This is a genomic window from Serratia proteamaculans, from assembly GCF_008830365.1.
Classification (GTDB): domain Bacteria; phylum Pseudomonadota; class Gammaproteobacteria; order Enterobacterales; family Enterobacteriaceae; genus Serratia; species Serratia proteamaculans.
The window spans coordinates 528,445-553,156 of the sequence record NZ_WBKI01000001.1; the positions used below are offsets into that span (position 1 = coordinate 528,445).

The 24,712-nt window shown below is 56.8% G+C and carries 22 protein-coding genes; 13 read left to right on the forward strand and 9 right to left on the reverse strand.

Annotated features, from left to right (window positions below; all coding sequences use genetic code 11):
* Positions 1-10 precede the first annotated feature (10 nt).
* The gene (locus F8R23_RS02590) at positions 11-607 is read left to right on the forward strand and encodes an NUDIX domain-containing protein (protein WP_129934784.1); all 597 of its coding nucleotides are present in this window, start codon (positions 11-13) and stop codon (positions 605-607) included.
* Entirely contained in the window at positions 604-966 is a 363-nt protein-coding gene (locus F8R23_RS02595; protein ID WP_129934783.1) for an NUDIX hydrolase, read from the forward strand. The genes F8R23_RS02590 and F8R23_RS02595 overlap by 4 nt, the downstream gene beginning before the upstream one ends.
* Positions 967-1,036: 70 nt before the next feature.
* Here the strand turns inward: F8R23_RS02595 and F8R23_RS02600 are convergent, their stop codons facing one another.
* Together F8R23_RS02600 and malX are read right to left on the reverse strand one after the other, a co-directional pair.
* Positions 1,037-2,218, reverse strand: coding sequence for a MalY/PatB family protein (locus tag F8R23_RS02600; protein WP_129934782.1), 1,182 nt, complete (start codon positions 2,216-2,218; stop codon positions 1,037-1,039).
* Positions 2,211-3,830, reverse strand: a complete 1,620-nt coding sequence (malX, locus tag F8R23_RS02605) for a maltose/glucose-specific PTS transporter subunit IIBC (RefSeq protein WP_151415206.1) — start codon at positions 3,828-3,830, stop codon at positions 2,211-2,213. The genes F8R23_RS02600 and malX overlap by 8 nt, the downstream gene beginning before the upstream one ends.
* A 225-nt stretch (positions 3,831-4,055) precedes the next feature.
* Here malX and F8R23_RS02610 point away from each other — a divergent pair, with 225 nt between their 5' ends.
* Positions 4,056-5,087: a Mal regulon transcriptional regulator MalI gene (locus F8R23_RS02610; protein WP_151415207.1), complete on the forward strand. Its 1,032-nt coding sequence runs from the start codon at positions 4,056-4,058 to the stop codon at positions 5,085-5,087.
* A gap of 8 nt (positions 5,088-5,095) precedes the next feature.
* Here F8R23_RS02610 and F8R23_RS02615 read toward each other — a convergent pair whose 3' ends face one another.
* On the reverse strand, positions 5,096-5,983 hold the full coding sequence (locus F8R23_RS02615) for a LysR family transcriptional regulator (protein ID WP_198642482.1): 888 nt from the start codon (positions 5,981-5,983) through the stop codon (positions 5,096-5,098).
* 192 nt (positions 5,984-6,175) lie between these two features.
* Here F8R23_RS02615 and ampC point away from each other — a divergent pair, with 192 nt between their 5' ends.
* On the forward strand, positions 6,176-7,312 hold the full coding sequence (gene ampC / locus F8R23_RS02620; protein WP_129934779.1) for a class C beta-lactamase: 1,137 nt from the start codon (positions 6,176-6,178) through the stop codon (positions 7,310-7,312).
* A gap of 9 nt (positions 7,313-7,321) precedes the next feature.
* Here ampC and F8R23_RS02625 read toward each other — a convergent pair whose 3' ends face one another.
* Positions 7,322-8,251: a LysR family transcriptional regulator gene (locus F8R23_RS02625; protein ID WP_151415208.1), complete on the reverse strand. Its 930-nt coding sequence runs from the start codon at positions 8,249-8,251 to the stop codon at positions 7,322-7,324.
* Between the two features lie 101 nt (positions 8,252-8,352).
* On the opposite strand from F8R23_RS02625, the gene F8R23_RS02630 reads away from it, so the two are divergent.
* Complete coding sequence (locus F8R23_RS02630; RefSeq protein WP_151415209.1) at positions 8,353-9,510, forward strand: serine hydrolase domain-containing protein; 1,158 nt, start codon at positions 8,353-8,355, stop codon at positions 9,508-9,510.
* Between the two features lie 45 nt (positions 9,511-9,555).
* On the opposite strand, the gene F8R23_RS02635 is transcribed toward F8R23_RS02630, so the two are convergent.
* Entirely contained in the window at positions 9,556-11,085 is a 1,530-nt protein-coding gene (locus tag F8R23_RS02635) for a YdgA family protein (RefSeq protein WP_129938038.1), read from the reverse strand.
* A gap of 142 nt (positions 11,086-11,227) precedes the next feature.
* Positions 11,228-12,406, reverse strand: coding sequence for a mannose-6-phosphate isomerase (manA, locus tag F8R23_RS02640; RefSeq protein WP_129938039.1), 1,179 nt, complete (start codon positions 12,404-12,406; stop codon positions 11,228-11,230).
* 465 nt (positions 12,407-12,871) lie between these two features.
* Here manA and F8R23_RS02645 point away from each other — a divergent pair, with 465 nt between their 5' ends.
* From F8R23_RS02645 to F8R23_RS02660, 4 genes are all read left to right on the forward strand, one after another.
* Positions 12,872-13,210: a hypothetical protein gene (locus F8R23_RS02645; RefSeq protein ID WP_129934774.1), complete on the forward strand. Its 339-nt coding sequence runs from the start codon at positions 12,872-12,874 to the stop codon at positions 13,208-13,210.
* Positions 13,211-13,461: 251 nt separating this feature from the next.
* Positions 13,462-14,859 (forward strand): class II fumarate hydratase, encoded by a 1,398-nt coding sequence (gene fumC, locus F8R23_RS02650; protein ID WP_129934773.1) that lies wholly within the window; start codon positions 13,462-13,464, stop codon positions 14,857-14,859.
* A 60-nt stretch (positions 14,860-14,919) separates the two neighbouring features.
* On the forward strand, positions 14,920-15,609 hold the full coding sequence (locus F8R23_RS02655; RefSeq protein ID WP_129934772.1) for a helix-turn-helix transcriptional regulator: 690 nt from the start codon (positions 14,920-14,922) through the stop codon (positions 15,607-15,609).
* Positions 15,610-15,698: 89 nt separating this feature from the next.
* Positions 15,699-16,067, forward strand: coding sequence for a VOC family protein (locus F8R23_RS02660; RefSeq protein WP_112347467.1), 369 nt, complete (start codon positions 15,699-15,701; stop codon positions 16,065-16,067).
* Here F8R23_RS02660 and tus read toward each other — a convergent pair.
* Both tus and F8R23_RS02670 read right to left on the reverse strand, forming a co-directional pair.
* Entirely contained in the window at positions 16,057-16,995 is a 939-nt protein-coding gene (tus, locus tag F8R23_RS02665) for a DNA replication terminus site-binding protein (protein ID WP_151415210.1), read from the reverse strand. The two genes, F8R23_RS02660 and tus, sit on opposite strands and share 11 nt — an antisense overlap.
* 155 nt (positions 16,996-17,150) lie before the next feature.
* Positions 17,151-18,416 carry an MFS transporter gene (locus tag F8R23_RS02670; RefSeq protein ID WP_176979580.1) on the reverse strand — a complete coding sequence of 422 codons (1,266 nt, stop codon included), beginning with the start codon at positions 18,414-18,416 and terminating at the stop codon, positions 17,151-17,153.
* A 149-nt stretch (positions 18,417-18,565) separates the two neighbouring features.
* Between F8R23_RS02670 and F8R23_RS02675 the strand changes: the two genes are divergently transcribed.
* The 3 genes from F8R23_RS02675 (at position 18,566) to bioD (ending at position 21,656) form a co-directional block, all read left to right on the forward strand.
* Positions 18,566-19,456, forward strand: a complete 891-nt coding sequence (locus tag F8R23_RS02675; protein ID WP_129934770.1) for a LysR family transcriptional regulator — start codon at positions 18,566-18,568, stop codon at positions 19,454-19,456.
* A 159-nt stretch (positions 19,457-19,615) separates the two neighbouring features.
* Positions 19,616-20,833 (forward strand): sugar metabolism global transcriptional regulator Mlc, encoded by a 1,218-nt coding sequence (gene mlc / locus F8R23_RS02680; protein WP_099061881.1) that lies wholly within the window; start codon positions 19,616-19,618, stop codon positions 20,831-20,833.
* Positions 20,834-20,984: 151 nt separating this feature from the next.
* Entirely contained in the window at positions 20,985-21,656 is a 672-nt protein-coding gene (gene bioD, locus F8R23_RS02685) for a dethiobiotin synthase (RefSeq protein ID WP_129934769.1), read from the forward strand.
* On the opposite strand, the gene clcB is transcribed toward bioD, so the two are convergent.
* On the reverse strand, positions 21,653-22,933 hold the full coding sequence (clcB, locus tag F8R23_RS02690) for a voltage-gated ClC-type chloride channel ClcB (protein ID WP_129934768.1): 1,281 nt from the start codon (positions 22,931-22,933) through the stop codon (positions 21,653-21,655). The genes bioD and clcB overlap by 4 nt on opposite strands.
* A 275-nt stretch (positions 22,934-23,208) precedes the next feature.
* Between clcB and F8R23_RS02695 the strand changes: the two genes are divergently transcribed.
* Complete coding sequence (locus tag F8R23_RS02695) at positions 23,209-24,696, forward strand: MDR family MFS transporter (protein ID WP_129934767.1); 1,488 nt, start codon at positions 23,209-23,211, stop codon at positions 24,694-24,696.
* Positions 24,697-24,712: the final 16 nt, after the last annotated feature.

A 24,712-nucleotide genomic window follows, 5' to 3' on the forward strand; every position in this document is an offset into this window, starting at 1 on the left:
GTTGACCAACATGATCGCCACTAAAGATCGGGTTCGTATTATCGAAACCCGGGTGCTGTCCGATGACTGGTATCTGCTGAAAAAAACCACCTTTGATTTTTTACGTCGCGATGGAGTATGGCAGCGGCAAAGCCGTGAAACCTACGATCGCGGCGACGGTGCTACCATTTTGCTGTTTAACCGCCAGGCGCAAACGGTGGTGCTGACGCGCCAGTTTCGCTTCCCAGTGTTTGTCAACGGTCACGACGGCATGCTGCTCGAGGCCGCCGCCGGTCTGTTGGACAACGCTTCGCCGGAAGAACGTATCCGTGCGGAAGCGGAGGAAGAAACCGGCTATAGGGTGCAAAACGTGCAAAAGGTATTTGAAGCTTATATGAGCCCCGGTTCCGTTACCGAGAAGCTGCATTTCTTTGTCGGCGAGTATCATGCCGCCGGGCGGGTCAGCGACGGCGGTGGGGTGGAAGCGGAAGGCGAAGATCTCGAGGTGATCGAACTGCCGCTGACGGAGGCGCTGAACGCCATTGCTCAGGGGAGTATTGTCGATGCCAAAACCATCATGCTGCTACAGTTTGTTGCCCTTAATCACACGCTGGAGAATGCGCTATGAAAGCTCAACTGATATTAATTGCTGGCCCTTACCGCAGCGGTACCGATGGCGATGCACAGCGTATTGCCGATAACCTGCAACGCCTGGAACAGGCAGCGCTTGAGGTGTACCAACGGGGGCATGTACCGGTGATTGGGGAATGGCTGGCGTTACCACTGGCGGCAGCGGCAGGCTCAACCCGCCATGACGATGCCATTAGCGAGGAATACCTCTATCCGGTGGCCCATCGGCTGATTGCCCAGTGTCAGGCGGTGTATCGCATTGAGGGGGTGTCGGCGGGGGCCGATAACGACGTACGCTTGGCTCATGAGCGCGGCCTGACAGTTTATCAGCGTCTCGCAGAGATCCCACAGGTTTAAGCCTGGATAGCGGTGACGTAGCAAAGATGAGATAGGCCCTCTCCTGGCGAGAGGGCTTGAGGTGAACGGACTAAGCTGGGCCCAGCACAAATTTCATTCCGTTAATCAACTTGTCCATACCGGCCTCTACCTTGCTGCGCGGGCAGCCGACGTTCAGCCGCAGGAAGCCACGGCCTTCTTCGCCGTAGGTGAAGCCCGGCATGATGGCAACCTTCTCCCGCTCGATCAGCACCTGTTGTAACTGACGGTCGTCAATGCCCAGCGGGCGCAGATCGATCCAGGCCAGGTAAGTGGCCTGTGGTGGTTGCCAATTCAGTGTCGGGAACGCCTGATTCAACCGCTCGGCAACGTAGGTTAGGTTGTCCTGCAGGTAGTCGCGCAGTGCGTCCAGCCAGGGCTCGCCGTGGCGATAAGCGGCAATATGCGCGACAACCGCCAGTACTGCCGGAGAAGATAACCCGTCGCGTGCCTTAAGTTGCTGAGTGTAGGCCTCACGCGCGGCATCATCGCTGATAAAACCGTAGGCCCCGGTCAACGCCGGGATATTGAAGGTTTTGGAACCTGAGGTCAGCAGTGCCCAAGGCGTGGTGGCAAACTGGCTCCAGGGCGTATGATGTTGCTCGCCCCAGACCATATCCATATGGATCTCATCGCTGATCACCCGCACGTCGTGGCGTTCGCACAGCTCGGCCATTTGCTGCAATTCCTCCGCACGCCATACCTTGCCGGTCGGGTTGTGCGGGCTGCACAGCAGCAGAATTTTGGTTTGCGGCCGTGCCAGTAACGCCTCCAGGTGGGCCATATCGCACTGCCAGTCGTTGCCGTCCTTGTGCAGTGGGCAGGCCAGCAGTTGGCGTTGATTACCGAGGATCACCTTATAAAAAGCGTCATAAGCCGGGGTGTGGGTGACGACGTATTCACCCGGTGCTGACCACTGGCGGATCAATTGCGCCACCATGTAAATCACCGACGGACCATAGACGGCCATATGGGTGTCTATGGGGGTATTGAAGCGCTGTTGATACCAGTGGCGCACCGCGCCGAGAAAATCCTCATGCTGCCAGCGGCTGTAGCCCAGCACACCATGCTGCAGGCGCTGTTGCAGCGCCTCGAGAATGCAGGGCGCGGTGGCGAAATCCATATCGGAAATGGTGAACGGCAGCAGGTCATCGTGACCAAAACGGTCAGCGATGTAATCCCATTGCGTGCACCAGGTACCGTGGCGATCGACCGGGGTGGAAAAATCAAACATTTGACGTTCCCTGCAGGGCCGCAGCAGGAAGCGCTGCCGCTATCAGTGAGTCTAATTCATCTTTCACCGATTGCACCTGCGGGCCGATCACCACCTGAAGATTGTGCTCATTGAGGTGTACCACGCCAATGGCGCGATTGGCCTTCAGCGCTGCGTCATCCACCTTGCTCATGTCGTCGACCGACAGGCGCAGGCGGGTGATGCAGTTATCCAAAGAAACAATATTCTCACTGCCGCCCAGCGCCGCCAGAATGGCCGGAACGTTATAGCCGGATTTGCCGACCGGGCCAGCGGGGGCGCTCTGGCTGGCTGTGGTTTCGCTTTCGCGGCCCGGCGTTTTGATATTAAAGCGCTGAATGGAGAAGCGGAAAATGGCGTAGTAGGCGGCGAACCAGATGCCGGCGACGATCGGTACCAGATACCACTTGGTGGCGGTACCGTGCAGAATGCCGAATACCACGAAGTCGATGATATTGCCGTCGGTGTTGCCGATGGTCACGCCCAGCAGCGCCATCACGGTGAAGCCCAACCCGGTGAGGACCGCGTGAATGAGATACAGGAACGGTGCGACAAACAGGAACAGGAACTCGATCGGTTCGGTGGTGCCGCCGACCACGCAGGCCACTACGCCGGAGATCAGCAGGCCTTTAATCTTGTGGCGGTTTTCCGGCTTGGCACAGTGATACATGGCTAACGCTGCGCCCGGCAGACCACCCAGGAAGGCCGGCATCTTGCCCTGTGACAGGAAGCGGGTGGCGCTTTCGGCAAAGCCGGTGGTGGTTGGGCAGGAAAGCTGAGCCTGGAAGATGGTCAACGCACCGCTCACGGTATGGCCGCAGACGTCGAGCGTGCCGCCCGCCTCGGTAAAGCGGATCAGCGCCACCAGAATATGCTGCAAGCCGAAGGGTAACAGCAGGCGTTCGCCAGTACCGAACAGCATCGGCCCAAAGGCACCGGCGCTGTTGATCACCCAGCCCAGCCCGGTAATACCGGCGGCAAACCAGGGCCAAATCAGGGGGATCACCAGGCCACACAAACCCAGTATCACGGTGGTGACGATCGGCACAAAGCGGGTGCCGCCGAAGAACGCCAGCGCATCCGGCAGACGGATGGTGTGGAAACGCTCGTGCAATTTATAAACGATGATACCGACGATCACCGCACCCAGAATACCGGTATCAATCGATTGAATACCGAGGATATTTTGGATGTTGTTGGCTTTCAGCACCAGCGGATCGGTGGTGGGTAAAATGCCGGTGGTGGTCAGGTAGAAGTTGGTGGCCAGGTTCAGTACCGCAAAGCCGACGAAGCCGGAGAACGCGGCGACGCCCTTGTTTTCACGCGCCATACCCAGCGGAATGGCAATGGCGAACATCACCGGCAGGAAGCTAAAGGCAAAGGAGCCGATCTTGCTCATCCAGGTGAACAGCAACTGGAAGGCAGGGTGGCCGATAAACGGCAGCAGGGTGATGACATCCCGGCTGCTCAGTGAACTGCCGATACCCAGCATGATGCCGCAGAACGACAGCAAGGCGACGGGCAGCATAAATGTTTTGCCCAGGCTCTGGAAAAACTCCCAGAGCGTGATTTTTTGTTTTTTAGGTGCTGGCATAACCGGCGGCTCCTGGCGGAAAAACGTGCGAAAGTGGTGTGTACCCCTGTTAGGTAAAAATAAGATAAAACGTTTTACCTACTAAAAATGCGCCACTAATCACAATTCCGACGCGCACTTTGCGGTGACAATGACGAGACCAGTAAAACGTTTTACTGACCAAACAGATTCGGTATACCATTTGCTGCAAGATGCAGAATGCCCAGGAGCGGGCTCGCAGAGGTCATGACCATCAAAAAGATCACCATTACCGATGTCGCGCAGCAGGCCGGTGTCTCGGTTACCACCGTTTCGCTGGTGCTGAGCGGCAAAGGGCGTATTTCACCCACCACCGTGGCGCGGGTGAACCACGCCATTGAACGCTTGGGCTACGTGCGCAACCGTCAGGCGGCGACGCTGCGTGGTGGGGCGTCGGGCGTGATTGGCCTGATCCTGCGTGATATCTGCGAGCCGTTTTATGCGGAAATGACCGCCGGGCTGAGCGAAGTACTGGAGGCGCATGGCAAAGTGTTGTTCCTGACCCAAAGCGGTCGCGACGGCAAGGGGCTGATGCGTTGTTTTGATACGCTGCTGGAGCATGGGGTTGACGGCATGGTGCTGGCGGGGGGGATACGCTCGGCCGAGGGGCTGAAGGAGAAGGCCACAGAGCAGGGCGTGCCACTGGTGTGCGCCGCACGCTCGAATGGTTTGGAAGGGGTTGATGTGGTGCGGCCGGACAATATGCAGGCCGCCAAGATGGCCACCGAATTCCTGATCAAACGCGGCCACAGCCAAATCGCCTATCTGGGCGGGCAAAGCAGCTCCTTAACCCGTGCCGAACGGCTGGGAGGCTTTTGTGCCACGCTGGTGCAGTATGGCCTGCCTTTTCGCTCCGACTGGATTGTCGAGTGTGACTGCCATCAGCGGGCGGCGGCAGAAGCAGCGGAAAACCTGCTGCGGCAACACCCGAACATCAGCGCACTGGTCTGTCATAAGGCGTCGGTGGCGTTAGGCGCCTACTTTGGTATCGTGCGCAGCGGGCGCAGTATCGGTTCGGAAGGCGTCGACACTTACTACGGCCAGCAGGTGGCGCTGATTGGTTTTGGCGATGTGCCTGAGGCCGAACTGACCGAACCACCGCTGACGCTGGTTTCCAGCTCGGCGCGAGAAGTGGGGCGCAGCGCCGCCTCACGCTTGCTACAGCGGATCGCCGACGCTGAGTTACCGCCGCAAAACGTGATTCTGCCGCCGGTGTTGATCAAGCGTGGCTCGGCTTGATCCCAACCTCATTGTTGTTCATCCTTGACCTGCTGCTGGATCCAGCTAACAAACACTTTCATCGCCGGCGTCATATCGCGTGATTTCAGGTGGGTCAGCCAGTAGCTGCCAAGATCCGCTTCGGCGCTGAAGGGGCGCTGCAACAGGCCTTCCCGCAGCTCGCGGGCAAACATACGTGCCGGAGCCAGCGCCACACCACCGCTGTGGATCGCCCCTTCTACCATCAGCCGGGAAGAGTCGAACACCGGGCCGTTAATCCGCCACGGTGTCACCTGTGCAGCGGCAAACCAGCGTTCCCACTCGTCCTTGCGGTAGCTGCGCATCAGCAGTTGGTGTTGCAGATCCTGCGGCGTGTGGAGTTGCTCTGCCACATGCGGTGGGCACAGCACCGTCAGCGGGGCGTCAAACAGTTTGAGGTTGTGGGTCGCGGGCCATCGGCCTTCACCGAAGCGGATAGCGAAGTCCATTCCGTCGGCCGACAGGTTAACCAGGTTATTATTGGTTAACACCCGCAGATCGATAAACGGATGTGACTCTCTGAACGCCGCCAGCCGGGGCATCAGCCAACCGACGGCAAAGGTGCCGACCACCGCCACCGTCAACACCTCATGGAAATGCCCGCCTTCGAACTGTTGCAGTACCGACTCAATGCGGTCGAAAGCGTCGGTCAATATCGGCAGCAGTGCCTGTCCTTCCTCGGTCAGATCCAGCCCGCGCGGCAGGCGACGGAACAGCTGAATACCCAACTGTTGTTCGAGTGTACGCACCTGCTGGCTGACGGCGGCCTGGGTGACGCTCAGTTCCAGCCCGGCGCGGGTAAAGTTCAGGTGACGGGCGGAGGATTCAAATGCCCGCAGGGCATTAAGCGGCAATCGGTTGCGCATAGAGTTAGCCATAAGTTTTTCTTTATGCTGGCTGAAATTCTTATCGCTTGTCAACCTCAGGCGAAAACCCGATATTTAGCCCAGCTGTTGCGGAATTAACGCAGTCAGAAAAGGAATAACACCGTTACCCAAGGATATCTTCGTGTCGAATGGCAATAAAATCTTTTACCATCGGCCGATACCCTGCAACCCAAGAGCTTTCACATGACCAAAATAAATCGCTTGGCGGCCGCGTTGCTGGCCGCAATGATCCTGCCGGCTGGCCATGCCGCCGATAGGGCCGACATCGACGCCATTATTCAACCCCTGATGCAGAAATATGGTGTGCCGGGCATGGCCATCGCCGTGTCGGTGGACGGCAAGCAGCAGTTTTATCACTATGGTGTGGCGTCCAAACAGACTGGCAAGCCGATCACCAACCAGACTTTGTTTGAAATTGGTTCATTGAGCAAAACCTTCACTGCCACATTGGCTGCCTATGCACAGAATGAGGGCAAATTGTCCTTTGCCGAACCGGCCAGTCATTACCTGCCGGAACTGCGCGGCAGCGCCTTTGACCACGTCAGCTTGCTGAACCTAGCCACGCATACCTCTGGTCTGCCGTTGTTTGTTCCGGACCAGGTGACCAACGACGCGCAACTGATGGCCTATTATCGGCAGTGGCAGCCGACGCATGCGGTAGGCAGCTACCGGGTTTACTCCAACCTGGGGGTTGGCATGCTGGGGATGATAACCGCCAAAAGCCTGAACCAACCTTTTGCTCAGGCGATGGAAACACAGTTGCTGCCAGGGTTGGGCATGAACCATAGCTACGTGAATGTTCCGACCGGGCAGATGGAAAATTACGCCCAGGGTTACAACAAGCAAGACCAGCCGGTGCGAGTGACTCCGGGCCCGCTGGACGCAGAAGCCTACGGGATTAAGTCCAATGCCCAGGATCTGATCCGTTACCTGGAAGCCAACATGAAGGTGGCCAAGGTGGGGGATAAGTGGCGCAAGGCACTGGCCGTGACCCATACCGGTTATTTCCAGGCGGGGGTCTTTACCCAGGATCTGATGTGGGAAAGCTATGCTTACCCGGTGGCATTGGCCAAGCTGACGGAAGGCAACAACGCCGGAATGATCATGAACGGCACGCCGGCCACCGCCATCACGCCGCCGCTACAGCAGCAGACGACCGCCTGGTTCAATAAAACCGGCTCAACCGGCGGGTTCTCCACCTACGCGGTATTTATTCCGTCGCAAAAAATTGCGGTGGTGATGCTGGCCAATAAATGGTTCCCGAATGACGACCGGGTCGCGGCCAGTTACCGGATCGTGCAGGCGTTGGATAAACCTTAATGCTGAAGCTCAGGGCGCCATACTGGCGTCCTGAGTGCGGCGCTGTTGCGACCGTTTCTCCCGCATAAAATCAATGAAAACCCGCAGCTTGAGCGGCATATGCCGACTGGCCGGAAAGTAGATGAAAAAACCGGGGGAATCGCCGCTGTACTCCGCCAGTACTTCCACCAGTTGCCCACTGCTTAGCTCGCGTTGCACCGTGTTGGCAAAACGTTGGGTCATGCCCAATCCCATCAAAGCGGCGTCTTTAATCAGCCGGTCTTCGTTAAATATCAGGCTGCCGCTGACCTCCAGCGTGAGCTGCCCGCCATCCTGCCTGAAATACCAGGGTTCAAACTTGCCGCTGCCGGGGAAACGGTAACGCAGGCAGTTGTGGTCGCTCAGCGCCTGTGGCGTCAGTGGTGTGCCGTGCTGCGCCAAATAGCCGGGAGTGGCAATAATCACCCGCCGCTGGTCGTGGTCGATCGGCACCGCAATCATGTCTTTTTGTAGCATGGCTCGCATGCGAATACCGGCATCGAAACTGTCCAACACCAGATCGGAAAAATGGTCGTCGGTAAACAGCTCAAGCTGCACCTCGGGGTAGAGCGCCTGAAATTCCGTCAGATAAGGCATCACCAGCAGCGAGGCGGCCAACTGCGGCAGGGTAATGCGCAGCAGGCCGGAAGGGTGACCGTGCAGGGTGCGCACATCGTCGGCGGCCACCTCGATCTGTCCCATGGCGGGCGCCACCCGTTGGTAAAAAAGACGCCCCTCATCGCTTAGCCGCACCGACCGGCTGGTACGGTTGAACAGCCGTACCCCAAGCCGGGTTTCCAACGCCTGAATGTTTTGCGACACCGCCGGAGGGGTGACACCCAACTGATTAGCTGCCTGGGTAAAGCTGCCCAAGCGTGCGACGGCTTCGAAAAACGGCAGTAATTGCAATAGTGAACTCATCTATCAGTAATCCCTGCTTAATGATTCGTTAAGTAATAGGGTATTTAATTTTATAATAATCACTTTAGACTGATTTCATACCCCTCAGAGAGCATCAAATAATGTCGACATCGAATCAGTCATTAGCAGAACGAGTACAGATGGTCAGCAGACAGGCGCTTGCCGAACAACGCATCGTCGGCAGCGTGGTGCTGGTGGCGCAGCAGGGTAAGGTGATTTACGCCGAGGCCAGCGGCTACGCAGATCGAGAACTACAGCGGCCGATGCGACGTGAAACCCAGTTCCGGTTGTCTTCGGTCTCCAAGCCCTACATCACGCTGGCGGCGATGCGCATGGTCGAACAACAAAAGCTGGGGCTGGATGATGCCGTCAGCCGTTGGCTGCCCTGGTTCACGCCTGCGCTGGCCGATGGCCGCCAGCCAGAGATTAAAATCCGTCATTTGCTCAGCCACACTGCCGGGCTGGATTACCGTTTTAATCAACCCGCGGATGGGCCGTATCAGCAGTTGGGCATTCAAGACGGCATGACGTTGTCACCATTGACGCTGGAGCAGAATTTACGACTGTTGGCTCAGGCTGATCTGTTGGTGGTACCCGGCAGCGAATTCAATTATTCGCTGGCGATCGACGTATTGGGGGCGGTACTGGAGCAGGTAGCTGGCGAGCCGCTGCCACTGTTGTTCGAACACTGGGTCGCGCAACCATTGGGGCTGAGTAATACCGGGTTCTACACCAGTGACGTCGACAATCTGGCGACGGCTTATCACGACAACGCCGCCCGGCCGGAGCCGATTCACGACGGCATGCATCTGACACTGCCGGAAGGTTTTGGTTTTGACATTGAATTGTCGCCATCACGCGCGCTTGATCCGCTGGCCTATGCATCTGGCGGTGCCGGCATGGTCGGCGATGCTGATGACGTGCTGCGCCTGGTAGAAACCTTGCGCGGTGGTAGCGAGGGGATTTTACAACCGGCCAGCGTGGCGCTGATGCGTCAGCCGCATGTCGGTGCTGAAGCTGAAACCCAGGGACCGGGCTGGGGCTTTGGTTTTGGCGGCGCGGTGCTGGTGGATGCACAACTGGCGATGACGCCACAGCATAATGGCACCCTGCAGTGGGGTGGTGTGTATGGACACAGTTGGTTTTACGATCCGCAGGCGGCATTAAGCGTGGTGGCGCTGACCAATACGGCGTTTGAAGGTATGAGCGGGCAGTATCCGCAGCAGATCCGCGATGCGGTGTACGGGAACCAGGAATAAAACAGGGGCCCGACTAAGCGGGCCCCAAGGCTGTGATGCTGAGAATTACTGGGCCGGTACCGGTGCAGGAACGGCGTCCTGTGCCGGTGCGCCTTCTGCTGCTGGTGCACCCAGCAGGCCAAAGGTACCGATGAACTCTTGCAGCGACATCTTGTTGCCGTTCAGATCAACCTGGTTGTCGGCGTAATGGAAGCTGCTGCCGATCACCCCGTCCTTCAAGGTGGTCAGTTTGAACATCTGCCCCATGGCGGCCAGACCCTGCACCTGCTGCTGGGCCAGTTTCTGTGCTTCTTCCGCGCTGTAACCTTGCAGTAAAGCCGTTTGCGAGGTGGTTTCGGTTGCCATCGCTACCGGAATGCTCAGATTGGCGTCCAGTTTTTTCACTGAACGGGCAATCAGTTGATCCGGTGATTCGGCAGGGGAATCGGCCTGCGCAGGATCGGTCAGATCCAGATTCAGGGTAAAGGTGCTTTCACCCTTGCTGTTTTTCCAGCTCAGCGGTGCAACGCTGATGCTAGGGTTGCCCTTCAACAGCAGCGGCAGGTTCTGCAGCAGGATGTCGGTGGTTTGCTGCTGGTAGGCCACAGGATCCATAGTTTGCGTCTGTTGCAGCATTTGCATCGCCTGCTGGTTATAGCGGTCAGCAAACTCTTTCAGCGATTTGGCGTCCAGTTTGTCGATTTTCAGCGACAGCTTGCCGGAACCGAAGTCGCTGTTCTGGATCTTCAGCGCGTCCATGGTGTAATCGATCTGGCCGTTCAGGTTTGCGTCTTTCTCACCGAATTGGCTTGCCAGCTTAAAGCCGTCCAGCGTCAGGGTATCTTTACCGTCAACGGCAACCTTGACCTGCTTCAGTTCCATATTCTGGTTGCCCAGGCTGAGATCGAACTGACCTGCGTGGGTCTTGCTCTTCAGCGTAGCGCCCAGCAACTGGACCTGCTCGGTCTGACCAAACTGGTTCGGGCCGCTGATCATTGCGCTGTCGCTGCTGGCGTCCAGGGTGATGGCTTTCATATCGCGTGAGACATCGGCATTGATGGTCGCACCGCTGAATTTCAGCGCTGACTTGTCCTTCTGGTATTCCAGCGGGATCACGTCAATGGCAGATGAGGTATCACCACTGTAGGAAATACGGGATTCGGCGGTGAACAGCGACTTGCCCTTGGTGATATCAAACAGGCCTTTGGTCGCCGGGGTGTTTTCCAGTTCGGTATGCACTGACGCCATGCTTGGCAGCAGGTTGAATTTTTTCAACTGGGCAAACGGGAAGGGACCGTGGTCGATGGTTTCCATAAACGCCACTTCATCACCGGCTTTCAGCGGAGCCTCGTCGGTGGTGACGCTGCCGTCGGCGCGCAGCACGTAGCGAATTTTACTGCTGAAAATACCGCGCTGGTAATTTTCATAACCCAGCTTAACCCCGGCTTTTGGCAGATAGACTTTCAGCTGGCTGTTGGCGTTATCAACCACTTCACCCATCCGTTGTTCGATCAGTTTGCCGGTGTACCAGGAAGCCCCGGTCCATGCTGCGCCAAGAACCACAATGACGCTAACAGCGACTAACGATTTTTTCATAGTTCTGTTCATCCTTATTAAGCCATCTGTCTCGAACAGATGGATGGGCAAATTGGGGCCAATAAAAAAAACGCCCGTAGGCGTTTAATTGTGAAGGTAAGCCACTCTTTCAGCAACCAATTTGCGGAAATTTACCGAGTGTTTACGACAACAGGTTATAAACACGAGCGATTCGACCGCTGCCACTGACGTTAACCGGCGATTCGAACGCGCCGATAAAGCAGGATTCACCCGGCTTGAGCACCAGTTGCTGATCCTGTTTGGTTAGTACCGCTTCACCGTCAACGCAGAACACGATGGCCGCGCTGTTTTGCGCCAGCGCCTGTGGAGCAGTGGAAAGGTCATGCAGTGAGAAGGCGAAATCTTCGACCGGGATTGGGAAGAACAGCTCGTCACCGCGCTTTTGCGGCTGGGTCAGCAGGCCGGAGGCCGGTTGCGGACGGAACTGCAGGTTGGCCAGCAATTCTGGAATATCGATGAATTTTGGCGTCAGTCCGGCGCGCAGCACGTTGTCCGAGTTGGCCATAACTTCCAGCGCCACGCCTTTCAGGTAGGCATGTGGGGTTTCGGCATACAGGAACATCGCTTCGCCCGGCTTTAGCTGTACCACGTTCAGCAGCAGCGGTGAGAACAGGCCGCTGTCTTCCGGGTAGAAACCGGCGATAAAGCGGATAGTGTCCCAGGTTTCGCCCTGTTGATTATTCAGTGCGGCTTTCAGTACCCCAAGCGCCAGCGATTTCTGTTCACCGCTCATCGCCAGCAGGCTGGCAAACAGGGATGACAGGTGGCTGATATCCGGCTGTTGCAGGAATGCGGCGATATCATGATGGGCACCGGCAATCGGCTGCAGCAGGGAAACAATGTCGGACAGTTCGCGGAAGCCGTTCATCGCCAGGAAAGGCGTCAGGGCGAACACCAGCTCCGGTTTGTGATTCGGATCTTTATAATTACGCTCGGCGGCGTCGAGCGGAATACCGGCGGCATTTTCTTTGGCGAAGCCTGTTTCGGCGGCGGATTTACTTGGATGCACCTGAATAGACAGCGGCTGATCGGCACACAGCACTTTGAACAGGAACGGCAACTCACCAAAGCGGCTGGCAACTTCGGCACCCAATTGTTTAGGCTGATCTTTATCAATGACATCGCGCAACGAGCGCAAAGTGCCGTCGGCACCGGCCACGCGGGAGCTGCTTTTCGGATGAGCGCCCATCCACAGCTCGGCCATCGGCTGCCCTTGCGGGTTAGCGATGCCATACAGCTGGGTTAACGCGTCGTGACTGCCCCATGCATAGTTTTGCACTGCGTTGGTCATTTTTTGCATCTTGATAAACATCCTTTGCATTCCCGTCGAGGCGACGGTCAGTATCTGACAGTGAGTAAACCTTGTGCGGCTTATCCTACACGCGAACCTTGGCGTAAAAACGGGGCGCGATCAAACAAGTAGCGTTCCGCAAGGCCGGCAAAGTATAGCGTGATAGCCCCCCCTGTCACAATTCGGACGTCGGTTGGCAAAGTGGTGGGGTTGGATAAAAAAACACCGTTTCTTTTTTGCGGGTAAATATATTTTTCGGCGTAAATGCAGACGTTGGCATTTTAGTCCGCTTCCTCAATTTATATTTCAAACTGTGTTTTTTGAAGTGAATTATTACCGGCAGAATATATCTCTCATCATAATTATTGGGTTTGTATTGGCAATCACACAACTAGCTAAATTTAGTGGGCAGCGTCGCTATACAGTGCAGGCAAATAAACTCACTGATTAAATTTTGCTAAATTAGAGGCGCTGATGAAAAAACTGCTACTGGTTCTGATGCTGTGCACTTTCGCAGCCCATTCGGCCGTCGTGGTCACCCATGCTTATGGTTATGGCGTTGCCCGGCCGGTGGTGGTCGCTCCAAGACCGGTGATCGTCGCGCCACGCCCGGTCGTGGTTGTGCCTCAGCCCGTGGTGGTTACACCGGCACCGGTGGTGGTCACTGCTGCCCCGGTAGCTCATCCTGTTGCCGCCGTTGCCGGTGCCGTCGGTGCGGGGGTGTATCGCCACAACGAGCGTCAGGACGCCTACGATGAAATCAATCATCTGCAGGACCAAAGAATTAACGCTTATAATCAACACCACCCTTAATCTGTGGGTTGAGAATAAATAATCGGAGCGCCAGACGGTGCTTTTTTATTGCTGATATTTGCCTGCCGGGCTGAGAGAACCTACCCCAAAACAATATCCGTACAATAATCCAGACAATGTTGAAAAAATGCTGTGAAGTAACTCTCTTAATGCGAATAGTTATTATGTCACTATACTGGTTGGGTGTGCCGGCGGGCTTGAGCGCGTTGGCGTAATCGTACATTTTTAGGAATTGTACTAAGGAGATCGTGATGGCAGCCGTTCGTATTGAAAAAGACTCTATGGGGCCGATTGAAGTGCCGGCCGATCGGCTATGGGGGGCGCAAACCCAGCGTTCACTGGAGCACTTCCGCATCTCTTCCGAAAAGATGCCGACCGCCCTGATCCATGCGCTGGCGTTGACCAAACGCGCTGCGGCCAGCGTGAATATGGATCTGGGCCTGCTGCCCACCGAACGTGCCAACGCCATCATCAGCGCTGCCGATGAAGTGCTGGCGGATCAACATACCAATGAATTCCCGTTGTCGATTTGGCAAACCGGCTCCGGCACCCAGACCAACATGAACATGAATGAAGTGCTGGCCAATCGCGCCAGTGAGCTGTTGGGTGGCGTGCGGGGGGAAGAGCGAAGGGTGCACCCGAACGACGACGTCAACAAGAGCCAAAGCTCCAACGATGTGTTCCCGACCGCGATGCACGTAGCCGCGGTAATTGCAGTGCGTGAGCATTTGATCCCCGAACTGAAAGTGCTGCATAAAACCCTGAGTGACAAAGCAGAAGCCTACCGCGATATCGTCAAAATTGGCCGCACCCATCTGCAGGATGCAACGCCGCTGACCCTCGGCCAGGAGATTTCCGGCTGGGCGGCGATGCTGGCGCATAACCTGCAGCACATTGAGGCCAGTATTCCGCATATCTGTGAACTGGCCTTGGGTGGGACTGCCGTGGGCACCGGGCTGAATACTCATCCGGAATACGCGGTTCGCGTTGCCAGGGCGCTGGCTGACCTGACGAAACAACCGTTCGTCACCGCCCCCAACAAATTTGAAGCGCTGGCGACCTGTGATGCGCTGGTGCATGGTCACGGCGCGCTGAAAGGGCTGGCGGCGTCGTTGATGAAAATTGCCAACGACGTGCGCTGGCTGTCCTCCGGCCCGCGTTGCGGCATCGGTGAAATCTCGATCCCGGAAAACGAACCGGGCAGCTCGATCATGCCGGGCAAGGTCAACCCAACCCAGTGCGAAGCGATGACCATGCTGTGCGCGCAGGTGCTGGGCAATGACGTGGCGGTGAATATCGGCGGGGCTTCCGGCAACTTTGAGTTGAACGTATTCCGCCCGATGGTGATCCACAACTATTTGCAATCTATCCGCCTGCTGGCCGACGGTATGCAGGGCTTTAATGAGCACTGTGCGGTGGGTATCGAACCTAATCGGGACCGCATCAGCCAGTTGCTGAATGAATCCTTGATGCTGGTTACCGCGCTGAATACCCACATCGGTTATGACAAAGCGGCAGAAATCGCCAAGAAAGCGCACAAGGAAGGGCTGACGCTGAAAGGCTCTGCACTGAAGTTGGGCTACCTGACCGAAGAAGAGTTCGACCTGTGGGTGCGCCCAGAAGACATGGTCGGCAGCATGAAGAAGTAATTGATTGAGTCAGAAGCATAAGGCTTACTTGAGGTAAGCCTTTTTTGTGGAAAAAAATCAATGTCACGTACCGAGCGTTTACTCGATTTAATGCAGATCCTGCGGCGGCATCGCTACCCGGTTGCCGGCCATGCATTGGCGCAGGAAATGAATATCAGCATGCGCACGCTGTACCGGGATATCGCCACGCTGCAACAGCAGGGCGCCGAGATTGTCGGTGAGACCGGGGTGGGCTATGTGCTACGGCCTGGCTTTATGCTGCCGCCCCTGATGTTCTCGCAGCAGGAAATAGAAGCGCTGGTGCTGGGGATGCGCTGGGTGGGCCGTCGGGGGGACAGTCAATTGGCCGGTGCGGCCAATAATGCGCTGGCGAAAATCGCCGACGTTCTGCCTGCGGCGCTGCGCGATGAGTTGGAGGCCAGCACGCTGCTGATTGGCCCGGTGGATCTGGTGAAGGTGGCGGACGAGACTCTGGTGCTGATCCGCGAGGTGATCCGCCAGGAACGCAAACTGGCGGTGGATTATTGCGACCGTGACGGTAACCCCAGCGAACGTATTCTCTGGCCCTTTGCTCTGGGCTATTTTGAACAGGCGCGGATGCTGGTTGCCTGGTGTGAGCTGCGCCAGTCATTTCGCCATTTCCGTCTCGACCGTATTCGTCTGGCGACGCCGTTGGCGCAGCGTTATCCGCGTGGCCGTCGTTCGCTGATGAAAGAGTGGCACGAGACTCAGGGCATTCCGCCGCAGTAATTTCACTGCTGCCAAAAACTGTCAGTAGGGCGTTTTAATCTTGGGTTATCGGGAGCCGGTCGGTTTCCTTCAACCAAGAGGTTAGTGCGATGACAACCCCAAACATGACCCTGCTTTATGTTGATAACCCCGAAAACAGCGCCGCTTTCTACCGTCGCTTACTGGGGCAGGCACCGGTGGAACTTTCACCCACCTTCGCGCTGTTCGTATTGAGTAATGGCCTAAAACTGGCGATGTGGTCAAAACATAGCGTCGAGCCTGCTGCTGCGGCAACCGGCGGTGGTGGCGAAATAGGCTTTATGTGCGAACTGCCGCAGCAGGTGGACGCGCTCTATCAGCAGTGGCGCGAACAGGGGCTGGAGATGATTCAGCCACCAGTGACGCTGGACTTCGGCTATAGCTTCGTCGCCTGCGATCCGGATGGCCATCGTCTGCGGGTGTACAGCCTCAGCGAGTAGGAACGTCGGTATACAGATGCAACCGCTTGACCAGCAGCCGTAGCGGCCTGGCGTGCGGTTTGTATTTATGTTTGACCGCCGAGGCGTCGTAATTGAGCAATTCGCCAATCTTCGGCACCTGGGCACCGTTTTCCACCTGACACAGGGCAATCAGCGGCAGCGGGCAGGGGTGTTGTACCTGCTTTTGCTGCGGTTGATACCAAACCCGGGCGATGGGTTGCACTTTTACCGGTCGTTTGATTTTTAGCACCGCCTGCTGGGGCAGGCGGCTGACGTCATCGATCTCACGGTTGACCAGTTCGGCCCATTGTTCGCGCGTATGGGGCGGCACTGCGCGTCCGGCCTTCAGGCTCTTTTCCAATTGCGCCAGAATATCGTCGCGTTTCACGTTCTTGATGATGTGCTTATTGGCCCAGCCGAAGCGCACCGAATCCGGATTGGTCAGAACGGTGAGGGTACGATAGGCGCTGAGGGTGATCAGGCCATGCAGGTGGGTGTGGACGAAGTCAAAACGCTGCTCCGGTGCCAGGCCAGAGTCGACGGTGATAATCTGCTCCAGCTCGGCCTTCAGCCGGTTAATCAGGGCAATTTGCTGCTGTAACTCAGGGTATTCCGTTGCTTCCACCGCCAGGCAAATCACACCGGGCAGGCGTACCGCCGCCTTACTGCTGATGTTGTGCTTGTTGTGATGGATAAACAGCCGCTGATAGTGCTCCAGCGCCAGATCGCGCGCGGCCAAGCCCAGATGTTGCTCGACGGCAATCTGCGCCACGGCATCGTGCTCTTTACCTTTCTCGATTTCGGGCAGGCTGAACACCCGCCCAGCCAGCAAGCGCAGCGGCAGGATCTGCTGGTGGAGGCTTGTCAGCGCCTGTTCAAGCTCGCTAAAGCAAACATTCATCCTGCTGATTAAACCGTATTTATCCATCACTCGCTCCTATTTTAGTTACAACATACAATAAGACAACCACAAACGAAAGGGCAACATTAGCAACAGTGTGGGTGGGTATACCGAGCGGTCCAGGCCTGACAGAGTGATTAAGGCCACCGCCGGCACCCATTGGGCCGGCGGTGGGCCAGAGATTAAACGCGTGCCGCTTCCGGCAGTTTCTTCAGATAATGCACCACCAACAGGGCCAGCAACAACATCACGCTGATAAAGGCCACCACGCCATTCCAGCCAAAGCTGTGCCAGAACACGCCGCCGAGGGTACCGGCGACGCTGGAGCCCACGTAGTAGCAGAACAGATAAAGCGAAGATGCCTGACCCTTGGCCCGGCGCGCACGCCGACCAATCCAGCTGCTGGCAACCGAATGGGCGGCAAAGAAACCGGCGGTAAACAGCATCATACCGATGAAAATAACCGCTACCGGTGCCAGTGCGGTAATCAGGATCCCGATCAACATAATCAGTGTTGATGCCAACAGCACCGGCCCGCGGCCAAAACGGGAGGTCATGGCACCGGCTTTCGGTGAGCTGTAAGAACCGGTCAGATACACCACCGACAGCAGGCCAACTATCGCCTGGCTGAGGTGATAAGGATCTGCCAGCAGGCGGTAGCCAATATAGTTGAACATAGTGACAAAGCTGCCCATCAGCAGGAAACCTTCGGCAAACAGCAGCGGTAAGCCTTTGTCATGCCAATGCAGCCGGAAGTTAATCAGCAGGGTACGCGGGCGCAACGAACTGGCGCGAAAATGCTTTGATTCGGGCAAGATGCGCCAAAACATGCAGGCCGCGGCCAGGGCGAACAGGCCGATCACCGCCAGCGAAACCCGCCAGGAGAAGAAGTCGGTCAGTACCCCAGTCACCAGACGACCGCTCATACCGCCGATGGAATTACCGCTGATATACAGCCCCATCGAAAAGGCGACAAAGCTGGGATGGATCTCTTCGCTCAGGTAAGTCATGCCGACGGCGGCGACGCCGCTCAGCGAGAGCCCTATCAGCGCGCGCATCAGCAGAATACCTTGCCAACTGGTCATAAAGGCGCAAATCAGGGTGCAGATTGCCGCCAGCAGTAGCGCTACCACCATCACCGATTTGCGGCCGACGGCGTCGGACAGTGGGCCGGTAAACATCAGGCCAATCGCCAATAGCCCGGTGGACACCGACAGCGACAGGCTACTTTCCGCCGGGGAGATGCCGAAGTCCTGTGACAAAACCGGCAGGATCGGCTGCACGCAATACAACAAGGCGAAAGTGGCCAACCCGGCAGAGAACAACGCCAGGGTGACGCGCATAAACTGCGGCGTTCCGCGTTCGATGTAGGGAAGTTTATTAAGAGTGGAACGTTGAGTTTTTGGCGCAGCAGCCGCATCGTCATTGGCGGCCAGCGTCGACGGCATATTGGCCGCAGAACGCACAGGGGTTGTCACAGTTTTTCCTTACCGAACTTGGCGTGATTTAAACAAGCACATCTTTGGTTAACAAAATCATAGGGAGAGGGCAGTTTTTTGTCTAATATATTAATAATTAAAATTAAGACGTTTAAAGTATGAATATCGAATTGAGGCATCTGCGTTATTTCATTGCCGTGGCAGAAGAGCTGCATTTTGGCCGCGCCGCGGAACGCCTGCGAATTTCCCAGCCGCCGCTCAGTCAGCAGATCCAGGCGCTGGAGGAAATGGTCGGCGCACGCCTGCTGGCGCGTAACAACCGCAATGTCAGCCTGACGCAGGCGGGGGAAATGTTCCTGAAAGAGGCCTATCAGGTGCTCGATCAGGTCGGCCGCGCGGCGGAGAAAGCGGCGCGGCTGGAACGCGGTGAGGTGGGTGAGTTGACCATAGGCTTCACCTCTTCGGCTCCCTTTATCAGCGTGGTGTCGCGCAGTTTGCGTGCTTTTCGCCAACAGCACCCACAGGTGCATATCAAAATGCGCGAAGTGAACACCAAGCAGCAGATCGAACCCTTACTCAATGGCAGTCTGGATCTGGGGGTGATGCGTAATACCCGCTTGCCGGACGCTTTAAAGCATCAACTGTTACTGTGCGAGCCGTTGGTGGCGGTGGTACCGGAAGGGCACCCGCTAACCCATGTGGCACCGGGCACGCTGCGTTTCCAACATCTGGCGGAAGAACCCTTTGTGTTTTTCTCACGCGAGGTGGGCACCGCGTTACATGACGAGATCTTGTCGCTGCTGGCCAAAGCGGGGATCACTCCTTATATCACCCAGGAGGTGGGCGAGGCGATGACCATCATTGGCCTGGTGTCTTCCGGGCTGGGTATCTCGATTCTGCCGGCGTCTTTTGCCCGGGTTAAAATCGACGGTGTGCAATATTTACCGCTGGCGGAACCAGAGGCGATGACTGAAGTTTGGTTGGTACATCATCGTCAACGGCCCCTGACCGCCGCGGCCAAATCCTTGATGGCATTACTGTTGCCCTGAATGCTGAACTGGGTGAATAAAATACAATCCGCAGTGAAAGTGGGGTGAATTTGTGCAGCAAATCACATAACGAATCAAATAGTTGACGCTGTATTACAAAAGCCCCACCATAGCCGATAGTCTTTATTTAGAAGCGCGAAAAATAGTAGGAGCAGGTTTGTGATTGCTGTTGGGCAGCCTGGGCATATCGATCAAATCAAGCAAACAAATGCAGGGGCAGTTTATCGGTTAATCGATCAACTGGGCCCAATTTCGCGCATCGAACTATCAAAACGCGCTCAGCTCGCCCCCGCCAGTATCACCAAAATCGTACGCGAACTGCTGGAAGCCCATCTGGTTAAAGAAACCGAATTTCAGGAAGTCGGTAGTCGCGGTCGTCCGGCGGTTGGGCTGGTCCTGGACACCGAAGCCTGGCACTACCTTTCAGCTCGCATCAGCCGTGGCACCATTACGCTGGCACTGCGCGATATCAGCAGCAAGCTGGTGGTGGAAGAGTTGTTGCCACTGGCCGCCGAACATCCCGATCCGCTGTTAAAACGCATTCTCGCTGAAGTCGACCAGTTCTTTATCCGTCATCAAAGCAAGCTGGAACGGTTAACGGCGATCGCCATTACGCTGCCGGGCATGGTCGACGCGATTTCCGGCGTAGTACACCGCATGCCGTTTTACGATGTAGAAGACATGCCATTAGGACCTGCGCTGGAAACGCGCACCGGGCTGCCGGTTTATTTGCAGCACGACATCAGCGCCTGGACCATGGCCGAAGCGTTATACGGTGCTTCACGCGGCAGCCAGAACGTGATCCAGGTGGTGATCGACCACAACGTCGGCGCCGGGGTGATCACCGGTGGCAGGGTGTTGCACGCCGGTAGCCACAGCGTGGTTGAGATTGGTCATACGCAGGTTGATCCTTACGGTAAACGCTGTTACTGCGGTAATCACGGCTGTCTTGAAACCGTCGCCAGTATCGAAAATATTCTGGAAATCGCCCAGCAACGTCTCGGCACCTCAATGAGTTCCAGTCTGCACGGTGCGCCACTGACGGTTGAGTCACTGTGTGACGCGGCGCTGGCGGGCGACCAACTGGCTAAAGACATTATTCTGGGAGTGGGTCACAGCGTAGGCCGTATCCTGGCGATAATGGTCAATCTGTTCAATCCGGAAAAAATCCTGGTCGGTTCCCCGCTGAACCGGGCGGCAGAAATTCTGCATCCGGCCATTGCCTCCTGTATTAGCCAGCAGTCACTACCGGCCTACAGCGAGAAGGTCCAGGTGGAGTCCACGCAGTTCTTCAATAAAGGCACCATGCCCGGCGCGGCACTGGTGAAAGAAGCGTTATACAACGGCTCTCTGCTGGTGCAGTTGCTGCAGGGCTAGCACCAATCAGCAATTCTTATCGTTTAACGACAAAAGGTTGAGCTACCTCAAGCCCCGTCCTCCTTGCATCCTCTAGACTTTTCCCGTTCGTCTCTTTCGCCGTATTTTCGGCGATATTTTGGTTAACGGTGCATCTCGGGGCAATTCATTCATGTTATCGCGTTTATTTGTTACAGGTACGGATACCGATGTCGGTAAAACCGTGGTTTCCCGCGCTTTATTACAGGCGCTGGCCGCGCAGGGCCGTTCTGTGGCCGGTTACAAGCCTGTTGCAGCACGCTGTCAGGAAACCAGCGAAGGCCTTCGCAATAAAGACGCTTTGGTTTTACAGGCATCCTCAACCCTGCCGCTGTCGTATCAGGAAATTAATCCCATCACCTGTCTGGAAGAAGTGTTTCACGCGCAACCTACCGACGATATCGACTACGGTGTGATGAGCAGCGGGTTGCAGCATTTATCCGCCAAGGTCGATACCGTGGTGGTCGAGGGTAGCGGCGGCTGGCGCGTACTGATGAACGATATGCGGCCTTACGCCGAATGGGTGATTCAGGAGCAACTGCCGGTGGTTTTGGTGGTGGGGATCAAACTGGGTTGTGTCAGCCACGCTCTGTTAACTGCGCAGGCGATCATTAATGATGGCTTACCTTTGCTGGGTTGGGTCGCCAATCGCATCAACCCGGGGCTGGCGCACTACGCCGAAACTATCGATGCGTTGCAGCAGCGTATTCCCGCGCCACTGCTGGGTGAAGTTCCTTATTTGCCACGCGCCGAACAGCGTGAACTGGCGCGTTATCTGGATATTTCTCCGCTGCTAAACCGTTAGGCATTGTGATAGACAGACACCGAACGCAAGCCGCGCGATACGGTGGTGGCGATCACACAGGCCAGCAGAATGCCTGGCAGCAGGGTATATTCACCGGTCATTTCGAACACCATCAGCGCAGCCATAATGGGCGCGTGGGTGGTGGCCGCCAACAGCGTGGCCATGCCGGTTAACGCCATCAGAATCGGTACCGCACTGCCCAGCTCCGGCCAGATGGCACAGAGTTGCCCAACCACCGAACCCAGTGCCGCCCCGACAAACAGCGTTGGCGTGAATACACCGCCGGGCGCCCCGGAACCGCTACTGGCGAGTACCGCCAGCAACTTGCAGATCAGAATGGCGCCAACCAGCAATACGCCGGGGGGCGCACTGAGCAGCGACTGCACCACGCTGTAGCCATTGCCCCACACCTCAGGAAACAGCAGCGAAAGCAGCCCGACAATCAGCCCACCCAATGCCAATTGCAGCGGCGGTTTTAGCCGTAGCGAGCGGAATGCGCGACCGGAAGAGGACATGGCCCACAGGAACAACGGCCCACAGACGCCGGCTAAAACGCCGAGTAGCGCCATCAGCAGATATTGCACCGGCCAGGGTGCGGGCAGGGGTTCCACCAGATACAGGGGCGCCTGGCCGCCGTTGAGCAAATTGGTCACCAGCAGGGCGCTGACGGCTGCAATCACCACTGGGCCGAGTGAGGCCAGCATCAGTGTGCCAAACAGAATTTCGGCGATAAACAGGCTACCCGCCAGCGGCGCATGGTAGGCGCTGGCCATACCGGCGGCGGCACCGCAGGCTACCCACAGCTTCCACTCTTTCTCATGGGTGAAACGCTGGGCAAAGACTGACCCCACTAACGCTGCCAGCAGGATCATTGCCCCTTCGCGCCCAATAGCGCTGCCGCTGGAGACCACCAGCAGTGAGGCCAGACATTTCACCAGGCTGGCGGTGACGTCCAGTCGCCCATCACCGGTTTCTATCGCTTCCATGTAGTCGGTTGGGGCAACCTGCCGTTGGTGTTGATAACGCTGATAAACCCACAGCAGCAAACCCGCCGCCAATCCGCCTAACGCCGGGGTTAACGCTCTGCGCCAGCCCGGCATTGCCGCGGCGGCAGCCACCAGGCTGCCATCTTCGTGGTCGAGCAGTAACCATTCCAGCCCGAGCATCGCACGGTGAAACAGCCAAACCACCAACGCAGCGGCAATACCAAGAAAGATGGCGATAAACAGGCGGCGCAACAGGGCGCGATAATGGTGCAAGTGGACCAATCGTTTCATATGTCAGTAAAATCTTGAGAAAAATGAAAGGGTCGCTGAACATTGTGCTTGTCACCCCAACCGAAGGCCAGAGAATCTTTCCAGATTCGCCGACAGGCCCGTGGTTTGTTCGTCGTGGTGAGCCATGGAGTGGTTTATTTGTTACGATGTCACCTTCTGTTCAAATGGTGCGTTTATCGCCAGTCAAAACAGGGAACCAGACGCCGGTAACGGCAACCTTTAATTCGGCTGGTATAATTTAAAGCAAATAAGAATCCATGGTTTGTAATAACGCTATGACAAATAACGACACACCTGCTCCGATCGCCCATCGTCCCTTAATCCTGATTGCCTGCATGCTGGCGATGTTTATGTCCGCCATCGAGGCGACCATTGTCGCCACTGCGATGCCAACCATCATTGGCGATCTCGGCGGCTTTTCCCTGCTCGGTTGGGTGTTCGCGGTTTATCTGTTGGCGCAGGCCATCACCATTCCAATCTATGGCCGGTTGGCGGATCTGCTGGGCCGCAAACGGGTATTTTTCTTTGGCGCGTCGCTGTTTTTGTTGGGATCGATACTGTGCGGTTTCTCCCCCAATATGTACTGGCTGATTGGTTTTCGGTTGTTGCAGGGGCTGGGTGCCGGGGCGATTATGCCGACAGCCACCACCATTATTGGTGATATCTATAGCCCTACCGAGCGTCCAAAGGTAATGGGCTATATTTCCAGCGTCTGGGGCGTGTCGGCGATTATCGGGCCATTGCTGGGGGCGTTTATCGTCCAGCATTTGCCCTGGGCGCTGGTGTTCTGGGTCAATTTGCCGATCGGTCTGCTGGCGATGTTTTTCCTCGCGCGTTATCTTCCCTCCAGCCGACAGGTGCGTAAACACGCGCTGGATCTGGCGGGTACCGCCTGGCTGACGTTGTTTGTTACCGCGCTGCTGTTGTCGCTGCTGCAGGCAGAAAATCTCGGTTGGTGGGTAGTGCCGCTATTGGGGTTGGCGGCGGTCTCGCTGATGTTGCTGGTCCGCCAGGAACGTCGCGCTCCTGAGCCGCTGTTCCCGCTGGCGCTGTGGCAAAGTCGGGTGATTGTGGCCGGCAATATTGGTGGGCTGGTGATTGGTGCGGCGATGATGGGCATCAGTGCCTTCCTGCCGACCTTTATTCAGGGCGTGATGGGCGGAACGCCGCTGGAGGCCGGTACCACACTGGCGCTGATGTCGATTGGTTGGCCGTTGGCCAGCACCTTCAGCGGTCGGTTGATGCTGATGACCTCTTACCGCACCACGGCGCTGTTGGGGGCATTGCTACTGTTGGCCGGTGGCCTGATTCTGTTACTGCTGCAGCCGACCGGCGGTTTATTGTGGGGGCGGGTAGCCGCCTTTATGGTCGGTGCGGGCATGGGGTTGTGCAACACCACGTTTCTGGTTTCGGTGCAGAATGCCGCTCACCACAGCATCCGCGGCATTGCCACCGCCTGTACGGTATTTACCCGCATGATGGGTTCGGCCATCGGTACCGCCATTTTGGGTGCGACGTTGAACATCAATCTGCAAATTCGCTTGCCGCAAACGGCCGATCCGGTACAGCAACTGATGGAACCGGCAGCGCGTAGCGCAATGGCATCAGAAATCCTGACCGAGATGACGCAGCAGGTTGCCGCTTCTTTGCATTGGGTGTTTTTGGTTTCTGCGTTGTTGTCATTGCTGGCGTTGGCGGCAGCGATGCTGATCCCCGCGCGGCATCGGCCACAGGGTGAGGGTGAAGAGGCGGAGCAGGCGTAAAAAAGGAAAGGGCGCA